At 49.0% G+C, this 15,450-nt stretch carries 13 protein-coding genes, 1 tRNA gene and 1 pseudogene; all 15 read right to left on the bottom strand.

The features are described from left to right. Nucleotides 1–240 precede the first annotated feature (240 nt). The 15 genes and pseudogenes from I2E13_RS10525 to I2E13_RS10595 all read right to left on the bottom strand — a co-directional run bounded on the left by I2E13_RS10525 (nt 241) and on the right by I2E13_RS10595 (nt 15,295). Nucleotides 241–1,578 carry a hypothetical protein gene (locus I2E13_RS10525; RefSeq protein ID WP_229057956.1) on the bottom strand — a complete coding sequence of 446 codons (1,338 nt, stop codon included), beginning with the start codon at nt 1,576–1,578 and terminating at the stop codon, nt 241–243. Between the two features lie 182 nt (nt 1,579–1,760). Next, nucleotides 1,761–2,402: a hypothetical protein gene (locus I2E13_RS10530; protein ID WP_195405073.1), complete on the bottom strand. Its 642-nt coding sequence runs from the start codon at nt 2,400–2,402 to the stop codon at nt 1,761–1,763. A 266-nt stretch (nt 2,403–2,668) separates the two neighbouring features. Next, nucleotides 2,669–3,856: an ATP-grasp domain-containing protein gene (locus I2E13_RS10535; protein ID WP_195405074.1), complete on the bottom strand. Its 1,188-nt coding sequence runs from the start codon at nt 3,854–3,856 to the stop codon at nt 2,669–2,671. Beyond that, the gene (locus I2E13_RS10540; RefSeq protein WP_195405075.1) at nt 3,853–5,235 is read right to left on the bottom strand and encodes a Gfo/Idh/MocA family oxidoreductase; all 1,383 of its coding nucleotides are present in this window, start codon (nt 5,233–5,235) and stop codon (nt 3,853–3,855) included. Before I2E13_RS10540 ends, I2E13_RS10535 begins: the two co-directional genes overlap by 4 nt. Beyond that, nucleotides 5,232–6,338, bottom strand: a complete 1,107-nt coding sequence (locus tag I2E13_RS10545) for a pyridoxal-phosphate-dependent aminotransferase family protein (protein WP_195405076.1) — start codon at nt 6,336–6,338, stop codon at nt 5,232–5,234. The genes I2E13_RS10540 and I2E13_RS10545 overlap by 4 nt, the downstream gene beginning before the upstream one ends. A gap of 41 nt (nt 6,339–6,379) precedes the next feature. After that, the gene (locus I2E13_RS10550; protein WP_195405077.1) at nt 6,380–7,201 is read right to left on the bottom strand and encodes a LicD family protein; all 822 of its coding nucleotides are present in this window, start codon (nt 7,199–7,201) and stop codon (nt 6,380–6,382) included. Nucleotides 7,202–7,214: 13 nt separating this feature from the next. After that, nucleotides 7,215–8,405 (bottom strand): annotated as a pseudogene (locus I2E13_RS10555) (oligosaccharide flippase family protein); the annotation flags it as partial. 27 nt (nt 8,406–8,432) lie between these two features. Beyond that, the gene (locus tag I2E13_RS10560; RefSeq protein ID WP_195405078.1) at nt 8,433–9,689 is read right to left on the bottom strand and encodes a hypothetical protein; all 1,257 of its coding nucleotides are present in this window, start codon (nt 9,687–9,689) and stop codon (nt 8,433–8,435) included. Next, nucleotides 9,686–10,732: a glycosyltransferase family 2 protein gene (locus tag I2E13_RS10565; protein ID WP_195405079.1), complete on the bottom strand. Its 1,047-nt coding sequence runs from the start codon at nt 10,730–10,732 to the stop codon at nt 9,686–9,688. Before I2E13_RS10565 ends, I2E13_RS10560 begins: the two co-directional genes overlap by 4 nt. 20 nt (nt 10,733–10,752) lie before the next feature. Next, entirely contained in the window at nt 10,753–11,181 is a 429-nt protein-coding gene (locus I2E13_RS10570; RefSeq protein WP_195405080.1) for a serine O-acetyltransferase, read from the bottom strand. Nucleotides 11,182–11,185: 4 nt separating this feature from the next. Then, nucleotides 11,186–12,286, bottom strand: coding sequence for a non-hydrolyzing UDP-N-acetylglucosamine 2-epimerase (gene wecB, locus I2E13_RS10575; protein ID WP_195405081.1), 1,101 nt, complete (start codon nt 12,284–12,286; stop codon nt 11,186–11,188). Further along, nucleotides 12,279–13,085, bottom strand: a complete 807-nt coding sequence (locus I2E13_RS10580) for a WecB/TagA/CpsF family glycosyltransferase (protein ID WP_195405082.1) — start codon at nt 13,083–13,085, stop codon at nt 12,279–12,281. The genes wecB and I2E13_RS10580 overlap by 8 nt, the downstream gene beginning before the upstream one ends. Beyond that, nucleotides 13,072–13,821, bottom strand: coding sequence for a sugar transferase (locus I2E13_RS10585; RefSeq protein WP_271817662.1), 750 nt, complete (start codon nt 13,819–13,821; stop codon nt 13,072–13,074). Before I2E13_RS10585 ends, I2E13_RS10580 begins: the two co-directional genes overlap by 14 nt. 66 nt (nt 13,822–13,887) lie before the next feature. After that, nucleotides 13,888–14,433, bottom strand: coding sequence for an antiterminator LoaP (gene loaP / locus I2E13_RS10590; RefSeq protein WP_324249389.1), 546 nt, complete (start codon nt 14,431–14,433; stop codon nt 13,888–13,890). Nucleotides 14,434–15,219: 786 nt separating this feature from the next. After that, a tRNA-Ala gene (locus tag I2E13_RS10595) sits at nt 15,220–15,295 on the bottom strand. Nucleotides 15,296–15,450 lie beyond the last annotated feature (155 nt).

Genomic DNA, 15,450 nt, shown 5'->3' on the forward strand with positions numbered 1-15,450 from the left:
CAACCGTATTCCAGGTTCCTGGACGCCGAGCCGACTCGCTTCGGATCGAGCGCTACACCAACTTTCTCGACACTACCCACTCGTTTCCCACTATTGGATTTGTTAGTTTACGGCAGGTTTCATTACTTGAGGATAAGACATTGTAAAGACAAATATCCGCGTCGAATCAAACCAGCTCGCCAAGAAGCTCGATAGGTGGGTCGGATGGCACGTACTCACGATCAGTTATTTCTTGCCGGCCTAGACGCGATGACATTCTACTTGCATGCTTTGTTTAATCCACTTGAACAGTGACGTTTCCTTTAATTCAAACATGGCACATTGGCCTGTTTTGATCCGGCTCCAAAGCCAATCAAGCTCTTCTGCCGCTTTTCGGCCTAGCTCAACTTCTTTGTCATCAAGAAGCTTATCGGTCTCAACGCAAACAAAATCTGACGCAATAGAAAACGAAGTAATGAATGAGCTAACGGGAGAAAACTCATGCGATATATCAAGACTAGCGAGACGACAAATCTCCGCGAGTGGAACGTTGACTCCGCCAAGCTGCTCGGCGTAATCACTCATGTCTGAAAGGTACAGACCGCTTGATGGTCTTGCCGAATTGCTAAACGCGTCAAGCATGCCGGTTATATGAATGGCAATTACTTTCTCTGAGAATAGTGCAGAAAATAAAACAGCAGTTGCCTCATATAACGTTAACTTATCTAGCTCATCAAGAATGTCTTCGATGTTAGACAAATCAATATAGTGCACGTTTGAAACATTATATGTTGCCTCCTTCAACTGAGGAAATGCTGACTTAGTCGCATTCACCCAATTGCGGTAATAATCCGTCTCAATGTAATGCTTAACAAACTCTTTTCCCAAACAATTATCAATAAAGCTCTGACCGAATTCGAGTGTCATACAATCAGGGAATCTGAATTCGCATTCGGGGTCGCTCAGTAATATTGGGAAAGGATCGACGGCAAGTCGAAAAATTGCACAGACCTTTACAGTAGTCTTGAAATAATCGGAGAAATCCTCTCGAATATGCTTCGCGCTTTCAGAAACCACCTCGTAAGGCTTAGTGTAAAAGGATTCGTGGCCTTGTTTGTGAATATACTTGTTCGCCCTCTTATTGAGCTTGCTGATTAGCTCATCAATTTCGGGCATTTGTTCAAGAAGGTCTCGATATTCAATATCTTTTGAACGCAGCAGTTTGGAGAGTTCGCTAAATGAGGGGAACCTGTCGAGCGAGACCCATTTCTCATATTTAGCCTTGCGCTCAGATTCTTCTAGATTTGAAAACAACGTTCCAATAAGGATGACCTCTCCAGCTTGTCTGACTGAATAAAAAGCAGCATCGAAGTAACCTTGATGAATTAGATCTAGCGAGTTTGCTAAGAGCTGACAGGATTCAAGTAAAAACTGGTTGAAAGATGGCGTAGAGACTAAACCACTAACGGAATCCGCCAATTGTCCTACGTAGCCATAAAGACGACTGTAAGCGAGCTCATCCTCCCTAGCCACGTACCGCAGTGGATGATGTCTCCAGCTGGACATCTGACTATTTATGTATTCGTCCTTAAAGTTCACCTGAATCAGCTTCCAAATCTAATTCCACCACAGGGTTCAATTCTAATTGGTAACGTTCTAAAACTCGCAGTAATGAAAGCTGGCAGATTTTGTGCTGTTTTAGAGCTTAAGATTTTGCACATTGGGCTAATGGCTTTGAGGTTTGGTGCGGCATCGACCGTCTTAAGCACCCAATTTTTAGCTTAGTGCCATATAGGACCTGTTAATTTTATTTGGCGCTGAATTGCACCCCTCTTATTGTGGTAACATAAAGTCTTGTATGAGGCAGCAAGAGCGCCTTCTTTCTCAAAGAGATCTTTCCGTTGATCGGGCTCATGTAACTTTTCAGAAGCCTGTTCAAGCGTCCATTGATATTCCCTTGCATTCTGGAGCATCTTATTAAATAGAATCTGATACTGATACATTGAAAACAAAAGGGATTGATAAGCTTCTATGAATTCGGCAATTGCCTCTCCACTCTTTCCCTTGAAGCAAAATCTCGCCTCCATGGCGAGCGATCTCATTTCATCAAGTTTTAAATGCAATTTGAGTTGAAGGTCGGCATCTAACACCTTATTAATTGAGGCTGAAATTGATTGCAGGTACGCGGTGTTAGTCAGCCATACAAATAGTAGGTCGATAGCCATTTGCGGTTCGTCATCATGTTTCAAGTTCTTCGCGTTATTTGCGTAAACGCTCATGAGCTTATCGACGGTTATCCAAATATTTAAACGTCGATTAAATAGAGACTGTTTATTACTGAGACGAGCTGGGTAACAAGAAATGAACAATGCGATGATTGCCACAATCGCTGAGATGTACTCAGGTAGATTCGTTAGGTCCATTGTCTCCTCCGTCACTAAAATCAATTGGCAATACTACAATTATCGTTCTGCATTCAGGATTCTCTGATTCAGTATCCATATAGTGGGACTATGCGAAAGGTTCTCCAAAAAGGAGAAATAAAAGGGTGAATAGATTGCTTGCTTCAAAAGCAACAAAGGACCCTCGGATTAGGAGCCTGTACAAATAAGGCCGGATTGCTTTGTTACTAGTAAACAAAGCAATCCGGCCTCAAAAAAAACCAGCATATAGAGTTAGCGAATAGTTCTTATCCCATTTGAACTTCAATTAACCTAAGAGCACGGTCGCAATTGGTTAACGCTTCTTCTTTCGTGTTGCCGCTGGCAACAACGGAAGCAAAGCGAGCAGAATCATCCACTGCTTTTCCGTACCGTTTTCCAACGATACCGTGAACTTCAACATGAATAACGCCTTCGGAATCTCTTGCAGTTTCAATACCGTTTAATTCCTGAAGTACGCCCTCGCGAGCAGGAAGGAATTTAGTTGCTACGAATTTACCGCTATCACTGTAGCTGAGCTCACTGAACTCTTCTCCCAATGCCAGCTTAATCATGGTCTCAACCATGTCGATGCCCGACACAGAGTTCCAGATAAGATGCGAGGTAATCCAGTCGCCACCAAGTCGAGCTCCAAGCTCAACCATCTTAGGACCTTCGGAAGTTAGCATCACTTCTGCATGCGCGGCGCTATTTTTGAGACCAACGGCTAGTACGGCGGATGAAGCAACATCCGAAATTGCCCGACGCTGTTCGCAACTTAAACTTGTGGGTTGAATATGGCCAATTTCAAAGAAATTCGGAGCGCCGGAAGTTAACTTATCGGTAACCTGCAGTACATGAGGGATACCGCCAGAAACGATAATTTCCACGCTGACTTCAGGGCCGGTCATACATTCTTCTACAAGCACATCGCCCGAGATGCCTGCTTTAGATGCAGTCTGAAGTGCTGCGGGGAGTTCCTCAGGTGATGAAACCAGATTCACTCCCCTGCCTCCAGCGCTGTCAATAGGTTTTGTTATGACAGGATAGGAGAAAGGGGGAACAAAAGTATCAAGCTCACTCACCTTGGCTACGGCGAAGGCAGGATGAGGAACCCCCTCTTGAGCAAAGCAATTTATCATCCTAAATTTGTCGGTAGAATTAAGAGCGGCATCTACTGAATTGCCTGGCAGCCCTAGCTCCTCACAAAGACGAGCAACAGTGACAACCGAGGTATCGCATGCTCCGCTGGCAATGGCATCCGGTTTAAACTCACGAGCAATCGCGAGCATGGCATCATAATCTCTAATGGAACCCTGAAAAAACTCATCAGCGAGTGATGCTGCGGGAGCATCCTGACTGATGTCAGCCACGCCAACGTAAAGCCCCATAGACTTTGCGCGCTGAATTACAGGTTTTTGGAAAACGGGACCGCCTAATAGAAGAATTTTCTTCATTTATGAACCTCCATGTATCTAACGTGATCGCCTCGCTCAAAGGAACCGATCACTTCACAGATTGCACGTGTTATATCTCTTTCAATACCGCCTTCACGGCGAAGTGCCTCTTCACCATCAGTACCTTCGCTCACCGCCTCAATCATTCTTAGGAAAGAAACCCACTCAAATCGAATTCCCTCTCCATCCAATTGGTAGAAATAACGACGGTTGTCAGATGAATTTTCGTAGCGAATTTCAAAGTAGTCCGTTTTCCACCAAGGAGCAGGAACGTATACATAGCCTTTGGTGCCTGAGACTACTAGGCTTCCTTCAGACTTTGCACCTGCACCTACTTTTGCACTACCAACGGCCCCTTGGAACTCAACACTGATTCTGGAAAAATTGTCGAAGGCTTTATCTTTTAGATCACATAAGGAGGAAAACTGCACGGTCTCGGGGCTAGAACCCAATATTTGAAATATCGGCAGCAGTGCCGTCGGTCCCCATGCGGCCATGCTGCTCCAAGCTGTTTCATGGCTTAATGAATACGGCGGGCGGTTCGTATTGAGGTTGGTGCAAGTCGCGTCAACAGATACGACGTCGCCGATACGACCGCCCGCTACAAGCAATAACATTCGTGCGTATGCCGTTGAATACGCGGTTCGGAGGGAGTCCATTAGCACTAAGTCTCGCTCGTCAGCTAAGGAAAATAGCTCATCGCATTCTGCTGCGCTTTTGGCGAGCGGAGCTTCACACATAACATGCTTGCCTGCCTCAAGCGCCTTCTTTACTTGTTCATAATGGCAATCTGGATGCGAGTGGATATAGACCAAATCTACGGCGTCTAGCAATTCGTTGAAATTGTCTGTAATCAGCGGAGCGCTTAACGAGTTCTTGCTTAGCGAGCTTCTATCTTTCGTGCATATCGCAACGACCTCAAGGCCGTTAACTAAACCGCATTCTGCATACACGCGGTTCATGTAGTCAGTATATCCAACCAAGCCGCAATGCTGTTTTTTAATGCTGCGAATTTCTGTGGATGATACACCGCGGGTACGTTCAAGGTATTCAACCTTACAGTACTCGTTTAGATAATCGAAATGCCCTACCCAGTCAGAGCCTACAGTGAAAATATCCACGCCATAGCGCTTGATATCATCAATTTTTTGACCCTCATACTCTTCGACAATTATCTTGTCGGCAATACCCGTGGCTCTTACTGCAGCAATGCGCTCCTCGAGAGGCTGCTGCACGTTAATCTTGCCACGCTGCTTGTCGAAATCATCAGAAGTGACACCTACGATTAGGTAGTCGCCCAAGGCCTTTGCGCGCTCCAGTAGACGCACATGTCCACGATGGAGATGGTCGTAGGTACCATAGGTGATGACCTTCATCATTTATTGGCTTCCTTGTCGTGCTTAGACTCCAAACGTCCGCAAGCATCGACGAGTGCTGCAACTAAAAGCACATTATCAGAGAGCGGATGATTGCCGATGTGCCCTACTCTGAACGAGGTGTCAGCCTTTTCTCCGCCGTTGGGACACAGCCAGATGCCGTACTCATCTTTAAGCAAGGCGAACAGTGCCTTGGCACTCACGTAAGGGCTTTCGATATAGGTCACGGCATTTGAGGGAGAAGCTAGGCGCATTTGAAAAGGTAGACCGGCCGAGAAGATCCTATTGCGGAAGTCATTGGCCACGTCGGCACATCGAGCAACTTCAGCTTTAGCGCCACCGGCGGCATCTAGGGCGGCTAGCCTCTCGTGAATTTGCAATAGCGTTGTCACTGCAGGGGTGAACGGAGTCTGCCCACGCTCTTGATTCTTTAGCATGTCACAAAGATTTAAATACATGCACGGTTGCGTAAGAGAATTCGCTCTTTGAACAGCATCAGGAGAGAGGACCATAGGCGCCACGCCCGGAGGACAGGCTAAGGCTTTTTGGGCATCGGTAATAAGCACATCAGCCCCCATGCTTTCCATGTCGAATGGATCGGCCAAGAAAGAGCTGATGCCGTCTACGATTAGAAACAGATCGTGTTCACGACAAAATCGCCCTATGAGGCTAGCGTCATAGAGCACACCTTGTGAGGTCTCGCCCAAGTTTACAAGGAAAGCGGTACAGTCCCCAACGTTGATAGACTCGAGGTCAGCTTCGGTAAGCGGAGTGCCAGGTACAAGCTCGATTGGGACGTTGTCAATGCCGTGTAGCTCAAGCATAGAACGGAACCTGTGACCGAAACTGCCACCATCAACAACAATTGCCTTGTCGTTGATGGGATCAAGAAGCCCCATGATAGCGGCTTCCATCGCTCCGGTGCCCGAACAAGTTGGGAAGATCGCACGTGACCCCTCGGGTGCGTGGGCTAGGCTGCAAAGAAGCTGCTCGTTTTCGAGCATGGTATGAGAAAATTCCGGCGTGCGGAAATAAGGAGTATCTAGGGAACCAATTGCTCTTACGTTTTCGGAAGAGGGTACAGGACCTACCGCGAAGTTAATCATAGAATAATCCTTTCATGGGTCAAAAATCTGAACTTCGGAGCTCAGGCGCGCCACGCCTTAAGACAGTGAGTTTGCCTATCGTTCTCGGAAGGAAGTTTCATATAGTCCCCGTAGAGGTCAGTAAGAAATTCGTCCCAGCAACTCATACAAGGCAGCATATGCCCCTCAAATTCCAGATATACGGTCTTTTCATATGCGCTTTTAGGTAGTGTCCAAAGTCCATTTTCTGCGCCAAAAAAGCATCCAACCCGCTTGGCAGACTCATATCCAGGACATGCAATGGTCTCATCAATGAGCTTTAATAAACGACTTTTAGGATTTTGGAACCTGAAGAGCCAGCCAAAAATTGTCTTGATTACTTTACGCGCCCCTCGTTCGTAATTGAGGTTTATATTTGCCCACTCGTTGCGCTTCAATGCTCTCTGAATGCGTTTTTTTGACTTTCTAAATAGTTCTGAGTTTTCAGGGACGCCATCAGTTGGGAAGATATCGATCCAAAGCATTTCTTCCATTACCCCGTCATAAGAAGGCTCCTGAGCTCGAATATTAGAAGTGCATAGCTTCGTAAACCCTCCAGTAAAGTTGCTATTGGAGGCGTTTATAACGCACAAATCAGTTGGCAGATAATTTGCAATTTTTAACAATCTATCGTAATCAGGCCTAGGCATATTCAAATCAATATCGTCGTCCCATGGAATAAAACCCTTATGACGAACTGCCCCCAAAAGCGTTCCCGAATCTAGTGAATAACGAAGATTATGTTCCTTGCAAAAAGCATCAAAACGCAGAAGCAAATTCAGTAGCTCTTCATGCACCTCGTCAAGCGTTAGATATGTCCGCTCTTCATCCATTAACTTATCCATTGCAGGACTCCTTTTAATGCAGCACGGGAAGTGCGTGATAAAACCTAATTCCGCACAGTAAAGCCTCCGTGGCACATCGAATGGCGCAAATCACATGGAGGTCCGTCATACCAGTAAACGAGGCAATCAGAAGCGTAACGATGCAGAATAAGGCACTTATTACGGTGGACTTTGTGACCTCAGCGACTTTACCTACTGCCCCGAGGACTGGCCAGCCAAATAGCATGCCAAAGAAGCTAAATACAAGTAACGGACTCGCCCACACGAGCACCCAAGAGCCTTCTAGGTATTGTTCGCCGCCTAAAACAAGCATGATAGATTTAGAAAGTAAACAGAAGGCAACTGTGCCGATTAAGACGGCTGGCAATGCCAAAATACTTAGTTTTCGGGCAAAGCAATAGTCTCCTGTATTTACCATATGAGGGTATAGGCTGTTGATGATAGGCTCATAGAGCGCCTGAACCGCGGTGACTGCCGTCATAGACAAAGACCAATAGGCGACCTGGGCCGCATCGGTCACGACTGCGCCGATAAGCAGCGTCGTAAAACCCGAGAAAACGCTTGCGGCCATGTTCGAAAAGCAATATAAACCCGAAGTTCTAAGTTCAGCAAGTGATTCGCTTAGCGGCGCGAGCTCGATGGTAGTGCCAAAGCTCCGCTTCGCGGCCGCAAACGACCATGCAAGTGCAACGCCGTTCGAGACTATATCGAGCACTGGCACCCACATGATGTCGTTAATTGAATGTACAAGTACGAACGTAAAGATAGTCGATATGCTTTTCGAGGCAAAGAAACGTGTGGTGATCGGCCCCATATTCTCATGCCCCTGAAAAAGGAAATCGGGAACTAGCCCCTTTCCGCATACCGCTGTGAATGCCAGAAAGACATAGGGCAACCTATTTTGTGTAAGCGGCAGGAAAGATGCAGTAACCATTACAGCCACGCCTGCAACGATGCAAAGAAGGAGTCTCGCTTCGGTTACTGCTCCTATAACGTGGTTTTCCTCTTTTATTGATCGTGCCTTCGCGATTCGCTTGGTACCCGAAAGGTTAAATCCAAAATCAACAAAAACCTGCGCGAAGGACATGAAAGATATCACGTAAGCATAGAATGCATAACCTTCGGGTTCCAGCACGCGTGTCAAGTAAGGCAGTGTAATTAAGGGAAACAAGTATTTAATTATTTGAAGGCCATATTGCCAGGCAGTATTCTTAAAAAAGTACCGTGTTTTTTATTCATCTGATTCCCCCACATGAAATGGGTTTGAGTCTGCAGTCAACATCGCAAAAGTCATAGCAAGTAAAACTGAATATGAAGAAAAAATACTTGCCTCAGATGTGCTTGCTATTAGAAGGTAGATGGGAATCGCAAAGCTAGCCCAGAGAGGGACACCATGATCTACGGCTTTGCGGGACATTGAAAATAGAAGTACAAATATGATGGCAACCAGCAACAGGCCAATATAGCCACATTGGCCAATAACAGCAGGCCAAAAACTGTCAACTAAATAATCGTGATTCATGGGACCAAGGCCATAAACGCTTGGGAACCCTAAGGAATAATAGAATGACGAATAATAATCAGCAGATGCATTAGAACCGTAAGTAGCAAGACCGCTGCCTAGTGGCCAATGCATGTTTGCAACGTCAAAGGACGTTGACAGAAGAACGCTTCGTGCCGTAGTGGAGTCAAAAAAATAAAGCGATATCTGATCGTAAACAAGAAACAATGCTCCACATCCCGCTAGAAGAATGAAAGAGAGGGGAATCTTTTTCTTATTCGAATACAAGAAAACTGCAGCAGCAATGATGAAAGCAAACCCGATGGCCTTGAAGCGTCCCGTAGCGCAGAGAACAAGCAGTCCACAGACGATAAACAACCTATTGGATTTAACATCAAGTAGAAGAATGCTAATCAGACAAACAACAGTTGCGGCAAAATTCGTCGGATGGCCGAATAAGAATGAATATCCTAATCGCTCGCCAGATGACAGGCCAAGATCAATAAATTGATTAAGAAAATATAAGATTAGTAGTAATGGGAGGACAAATTTTGCAAAGCTAGATGCAAGTTCAATCACTGATCGCTTTTGCAGAATCACTACGGAAGAAATCAAAGAAATAATGAACTTCGAACAGGCAAAGGCATCGATTGCAATCGCCTGATAAGCAGGCTGTAACTTATACAATAAGTTACCGCACAATCCCAACAGAAGAAGAAGGCTGTTAATCAACAGCAAATAGCGTGAAATCATACAATAACGAGTTTTGTGCCCATGCATACTGAAGACCGCCCAGCAACAAAGAAGAAGGGCTGAAAACTCGTCGATATATGCAAACGCCCCTCCAAAGAGCTTTTGAAATGCATTCTGAAAGGCAAGCAGAAAGAAAATGTTGAATAGTATAAAGTCACTAACCCTATATGAAAGCAAGCTCATCTTGCTGTCTAATTTTTTCGACCCGTTATGTTCGTAATTGAGACGCGTCATTTCTTACGCCTCATCAACTTAACGCGCTGATATGCTGAAAATGCTACGGAATATGCCCAGGGTGCTTTTGAACTCATATAAGACTTTAAAAGTAAGGAGCGAGAAGCCAAGGCATTTTTTCTGATTGTCCTCAAATGAAGAGTGACATAGTCCCTGGCTTCGTTCCTGATAGAGAGACTATTCTCGTCAGGTTTATTAATATCGTTAAAGAGACGAATCAATCGAACACTGTTTAACATCATGAAGCATTCAATTTCATCTTCGAGCTCGTCATAATGTTTACTATTTTTAATAGTATTCATCGAACGATTCAGTGCATAACTCCAATCGGAATATTGCTTATTACTAATTTTGCCTTTTCTAGAAAGAGATCCAACGCGATAAACTTGGCCATAAATCTTCCCAGGGGAAAACGCAATGGAATCAGCGTCATTGATAATCCCTGCGCAAGTTGCTAAATCCTCGTAAACCCGCCCAACGGGAAACTTATGTTGCTTCCAAAAAGAAGCTTTTGCAACTTTTCCACACGCAGACTCGCAGATATCTACGTTACGAAGTAGTTTCGACAAAGCTGTTTTGGTATTCACAATTTCAAATGCAGGTAAATCTAATTCACATGGTAATGAGCTGATAGCGCTTTGGTTTTCAATCTCCTGCAGTTGAACGCATGATAAGTCGGCCGACCCGTTTGCCAATCCTTTCATTAGATAGTCAATGTAGTAAGCCGGAACAACATCATCGCTATCGATAAAAGTTATATACGACCCCTTTGAGGCACCAATCCCAAGGTTTCTTGCATATGAGAGGCCGTGATTCTCAATGTGATAGACACTGATATTTTCATTACTAATTGAGTAATGATTGCAAATATCAGAAGAACCATCACTTGACCCATCGTCAACAATCACAATTTCGATGTTCGGATAGGTCTGGCATAATAGACTTTCTATGCAAGTCGAAAGATAATCCGCAGTATTAAAAACGGGCAATACGATTGAGACAAGATCAGTAGAAACTACTTCTATTTCATCGCAACAAGCCATATATAATTCCTTAAAATTAATCACATTTCACTAGTCATGATGATTCTTGCAGGTACGCCAACGGCAGTAGCACTTTCAGGAACATCATAAAGAACGACGGCTCCTGCGCCAATCTTCGCTCCTTTGTGGATTACGATATTTCCAAGCAATACCGCGTTGGCGCCGATTGAGACGTCATCCTCAATGATAGGAACCCCCCCCCGGAGCGTTCCAACAGTAACATGCTGATAGAACTCGCAGTTCTTTCCAATCACGGCTTTCTCGGAGATGACGCATCCCACACCGTTGTGCTGGAACAAGCAACCATCGCCTATCTCGGCTTGGCTTCCGATATGGCAAGCAAAGAGAAACTGCGACAGATGTCTGAAAACTCCCGCCAACGGACGGACGAACTTCGGGCCCTTGGTGCAGGCGTGGGCAGCTTTATATAGTTTGAAGCATTCATTCATGTTGCTAACCTGCCAGCACATCCACAATTTGCTCGCTCGCATGCCCATCCCCGTAGGGGTTCGAAGCATGGCTCATTGCCTCATACTCGGCCTGATCGCTGAGCAAACGGCTGAACTCGCGATAGATGACGTCCTCCTCGGTGCCCACGAGTTTCAGAGTGCCGGCTTCTACGCCCTCGGGACGCTCGGTGGTGTCTCGCATGACGAGGACCGGCTTTCCCAGGCTCGGCGCCTCCTCCTGGATGCCACCCGAGTCGGTGAGGATGAGGTGGCTGCCGGCCATGAAGTTGTGGAAGTCAAGAACCTCAAGAGGGTCGATGATGTGGAGCCTGTCGAAGCCGTCGAGCTCCTCGTGCGCCGCCTTTCGGACGAGCGGGTTCATGTGGATGGGGTAGATTGCCTTTGTGTCCGGATGCTCCTCCATCACGCGGCGGATGGCGCGGAACATGCGGTGCATGGGCTCGCCCAGGTTCTCGCGGCGGTGCGCCGTGATGAGGATGAGGCGGGAGCCCTCAGCCCAATCGAGCTCGGGATGGGAGTACCCCTCGCGCACGGTGGTGCGCAGGGCGTCGATTCCGGTGTTGCCGGTGACCCAGATCTTCGATTCGGGCTTGCCCTCGGCTAGCAAGTTCTGCTTGCTAGCCTCCGTGGGTGCGAAGTAGAACTCGCTCACGATGTCGACGGCCTGGCGGTTGAACTCCTCGGGCCAAGGGCTGTTGATGTCGTGCGTGCGCAGACCCGCCTCGACGTGGCCCACGGGGATCTGAAGGTAAAAGCACGCGAGCGCCGCGGCGAAGCTGGTCGTGGTGTCTCCGTGGACCAGGACGACATCGGGCCTCTCGCCCTCGAGGACGGCCCTGAGCTTGAGCAGCACGTCGCACGTCACGTCGAACAGCGTCTGGCCGGGCTTCATGATCGCTAGGTCGTGGTCGGGGGTCACGCCGAAGACGCGCAGCACCTGGTCGAGCATCTCGCGGTGCTGGCCGGTCACGGTAACGACGGTCTCGAACTCATCCGTGCGTGTCTTCAGCTCGTTGACGAGCGGGCACATCTTGATTGCCTCCGGGCGGGTGCCGAAAACGAGCATTACTTTCTTCTTAGTCATTGGCCTTGCTCCTCTTTGACTCCTTGCGGAGAAGCATGTAGAAACGGGTGTTGCCGACCACGTAGCGCTTCACCAGGCGCTTGGGCTCCTGCATCATGCGGAAGAGCCACTCCAGGTTCGCGCGCTGCATCCACATCGGGGCGCGCGGGATGTTGCCGGAGACCACGTCGAACGAACCCCCCACGCCCACGAAAGCGCCCTTGGCGCCCAGCTCGCGGAAACGCTCGATCAGGCGTTCCTTCTTGGGCGAGGTGATGCCCACGAACACGATGTCGGGCTCGGCCCGCTCAACCTCGGCGACCACGGCATCGAACTCGTCATCGCCGAAGTAGCCGTCACGGTAACCCGCAAGGACCATATTGGGATACCTCTCAGACAGTACCTTGGCGGTCTTTGCGACCACTTCGGCCTTTGCGCCCAGCAGGTAGACACTGTGCCCCTCGCGCTCGGCCAGCCCGCACAGCTCCCACATGAGGTCGATGCCGGCCACGCGCCCCGGAAGGTCCACGCCCAGTTTCTTGGCGGCCATGACCATGGAAGCGCCATCTGCGTTCACGATCTCGCAGCGGCGCACGCACGCGTCCATCTCGGGATCGTCGCGCATCTGCAGCAGCTTGTCGGCGTTCACGCCGATCAGGTGGGCGAAGCGCCCCTCTTTGATGAGAGCATCGGTCGCCTCGACGGTCTGTCCCATCGTCCAGGGGTCGACGGGGGCGCCCAGGACTTCGACTCGCCCGGGAAGATCAACCGTTGAACTGGTGCCTTCATATTTCCCTCTTGTCTTTTTAGCAAGCGCCATTTCCGCTGACAACCTCAATCACTGTTAATAGGATTATTTTTAAATCGAAGAAAACGCCACGTTTGGCGATATATTCCAGGTCGCGACGAACCATGCCGTCGAATCCCGTCGAGTTACGCTCTGTAACCTGCCACCAGCCGGTGATGCCTGGTTTGACGGCCAAACGCCGCAGGTCGTACTCCGTGTACTGCGCGACCTCATTCGGCAGCGGCGGGCGCGGGCCGACGACGGACATCTGGCCCAGGAACACGTTCAGGAACTGCGGGAACTCGTCGATGGAGTGCTTGCGGATGAACCTGCCGATCCTGGTGACGCGCGGGTCGTCCCTCATCTTGAACATGGCGCCGGCGATCTCGTTCTGCTCCTTGAGCTCGGCGAGGCGCTCGTCGGCGTCCCTGTACATGGAGCGAAACTTCCACATGCGGAAGGTGGTCAGGCTGCCGTCGGGGCGGGTCTGGCCCACACGGATCTGGCTGTAGAAGGGGCAACCCTCGCTCTCCAGGCGAATGGCCGCGGCGAGAATTAGGCTGGGGATCGCGATAACGACGAGCACGACACCGCTGAACACGATGTCGAACGCGCGCTTCACGGCACGGTAGGCCAGGCGCGAGCGGTCCCAGTCCATAATGGATTGCATGGCCTTGTAGCGGCCGGCGCCCTCGCGCCGGTCCATGGCCTTAGCAATCAGCGCCGCACCCGCTGGCGCATTCGTTGCATATTCTGTTTTATCCGACACGTTCTCTTCCAACACTTCGTCCCCGGGTCGGGGATCCTTCCTGTTCTGAGTAGCGACCGTCTGCAGCTAGGCGATCGCCTTTTTAAGGTTTCGCATTACGCGCTGCTCGGCCGAAAGCACGGCAAGGCCAACGCGCGTAGTTACGCGTCGGCCGCACAGGTTGAGCTCCAAATAAGCAGTGCTCTTGCGTCTGTTAATGGTTTTGATAAGGCCTTCGTGTCCCAGCAGCGGACCAGCCGTAACTACGACCTGGTCGCCGTCTTTTAGGGCCTCGCTCATGGGTACTACGCGGTCTCCCCTATGCGTAAATCCGCCAATAAGCTGAACCTCTTCTTTTGCCAGCGGCACAAACTGACCGTCCTGGGATAACACCCGGGCAAAGTCGTCCATGCGTAGCAGATACTGTTGCACGGTTCGGGGATCTGCCGTATCGCAGATAAGATAGCCGGGAAAGAGCGGTTTGGTCGTATTGACCCATTCACCGTGTACTTTGATCTCGGTTTGAAATTGGGGATAAAAGAGCTCCTGCATGGCGCTCGCAGGCACCATACGCTCGATGCGCTCGCGCATTACGTCTTCGCGACCGTTATTGACCTGGATCACATACCACACGAGCACCACCCCCTTGCTGTCTTACGTGTGGCTCACGGGGTTTGGGTATGGCTTCGCCAGGGCGCTTATGCGCGAAGGCGCTCCATATTCAAACCCTGAGCCCAGTTAGACAAGCACGTGGCTCTGCCCCACCGTGAACGGTATGTATAAGTGCAGTTACTAGAGACGCGGACGTGTATCGCAAAATGACCGCGTCTCCAGTTGGCTGCGTGCGAGCCAGTCAAGCGGGTGCAAAACTGGACCGCACGCAAACAGCTGCAGGACTGCTGTGGTTTGCCGTAACAACATATTGCACTGCCTAATGCGAACTTATAAATAGCCACAAAAGCAAGTGAAAAAACGTGCATGGCAATCGATATTGGAGCTCGTGGTTTTTCTAACACCGCCGTTACGGCCGGATGCTGATCGACCCTGCGCTTTGCGACTTGCTGGAGCCGCGAGCACAGTTGAACTCATGTAACGTTAGGTATCCTAGCACAAGCTGGTAGCGAAACTGATTTGGCTTGTGTTGGACAACATATCGTTCATTTAGCGTGCTTAAGGGGGTTGTTCTGGGATGTTGTTCACATTGTTGCAGGTTATTGGGGCGTTGGCAATAATTGGGAGCGTTCCTGAAGCTCAACTGGAGCAGCGAGCTACACTGGTAATCGCGTTTGGATAACAAACTATGTACAGACATGGGAAATAAATTGTGCAACTTTTTGTTGGCGTAGGTGGGGTTTGTGGCGTATGACGTTTTCGCATGAAAAAAGGCCTTCGGAATACCGAAGACCTTTGCATTCACAATGGTGGAGACGAGGGGGATCGAACCCCTGACCTCTTGACTGCCAGTCAAGCGCTCTCCCAGCTGAGCTACGCCCCCGTGACGAGGAGATACTATAGGGGAAGTTGACGCGACGTGCAAGGACTTTTTTGGGTCAGACTCCAAATGCCTATTGATCCTTGATTCTCATCTTCATTGCAACAGGCTCAGGACTCAGCGCAACGCGTTGCGCTGAGTCCTGAGGCGCGAATCCG

The organism is Collinsella aerofaciens, from assembly GCF_015554145.1.
Lineage (GTDB): Bacteria > Actinomycetota > Coriobacteriia > Coriobacteriales > Coriobacteriaceae > Collinsella > Collinsella aerofaciens_AA.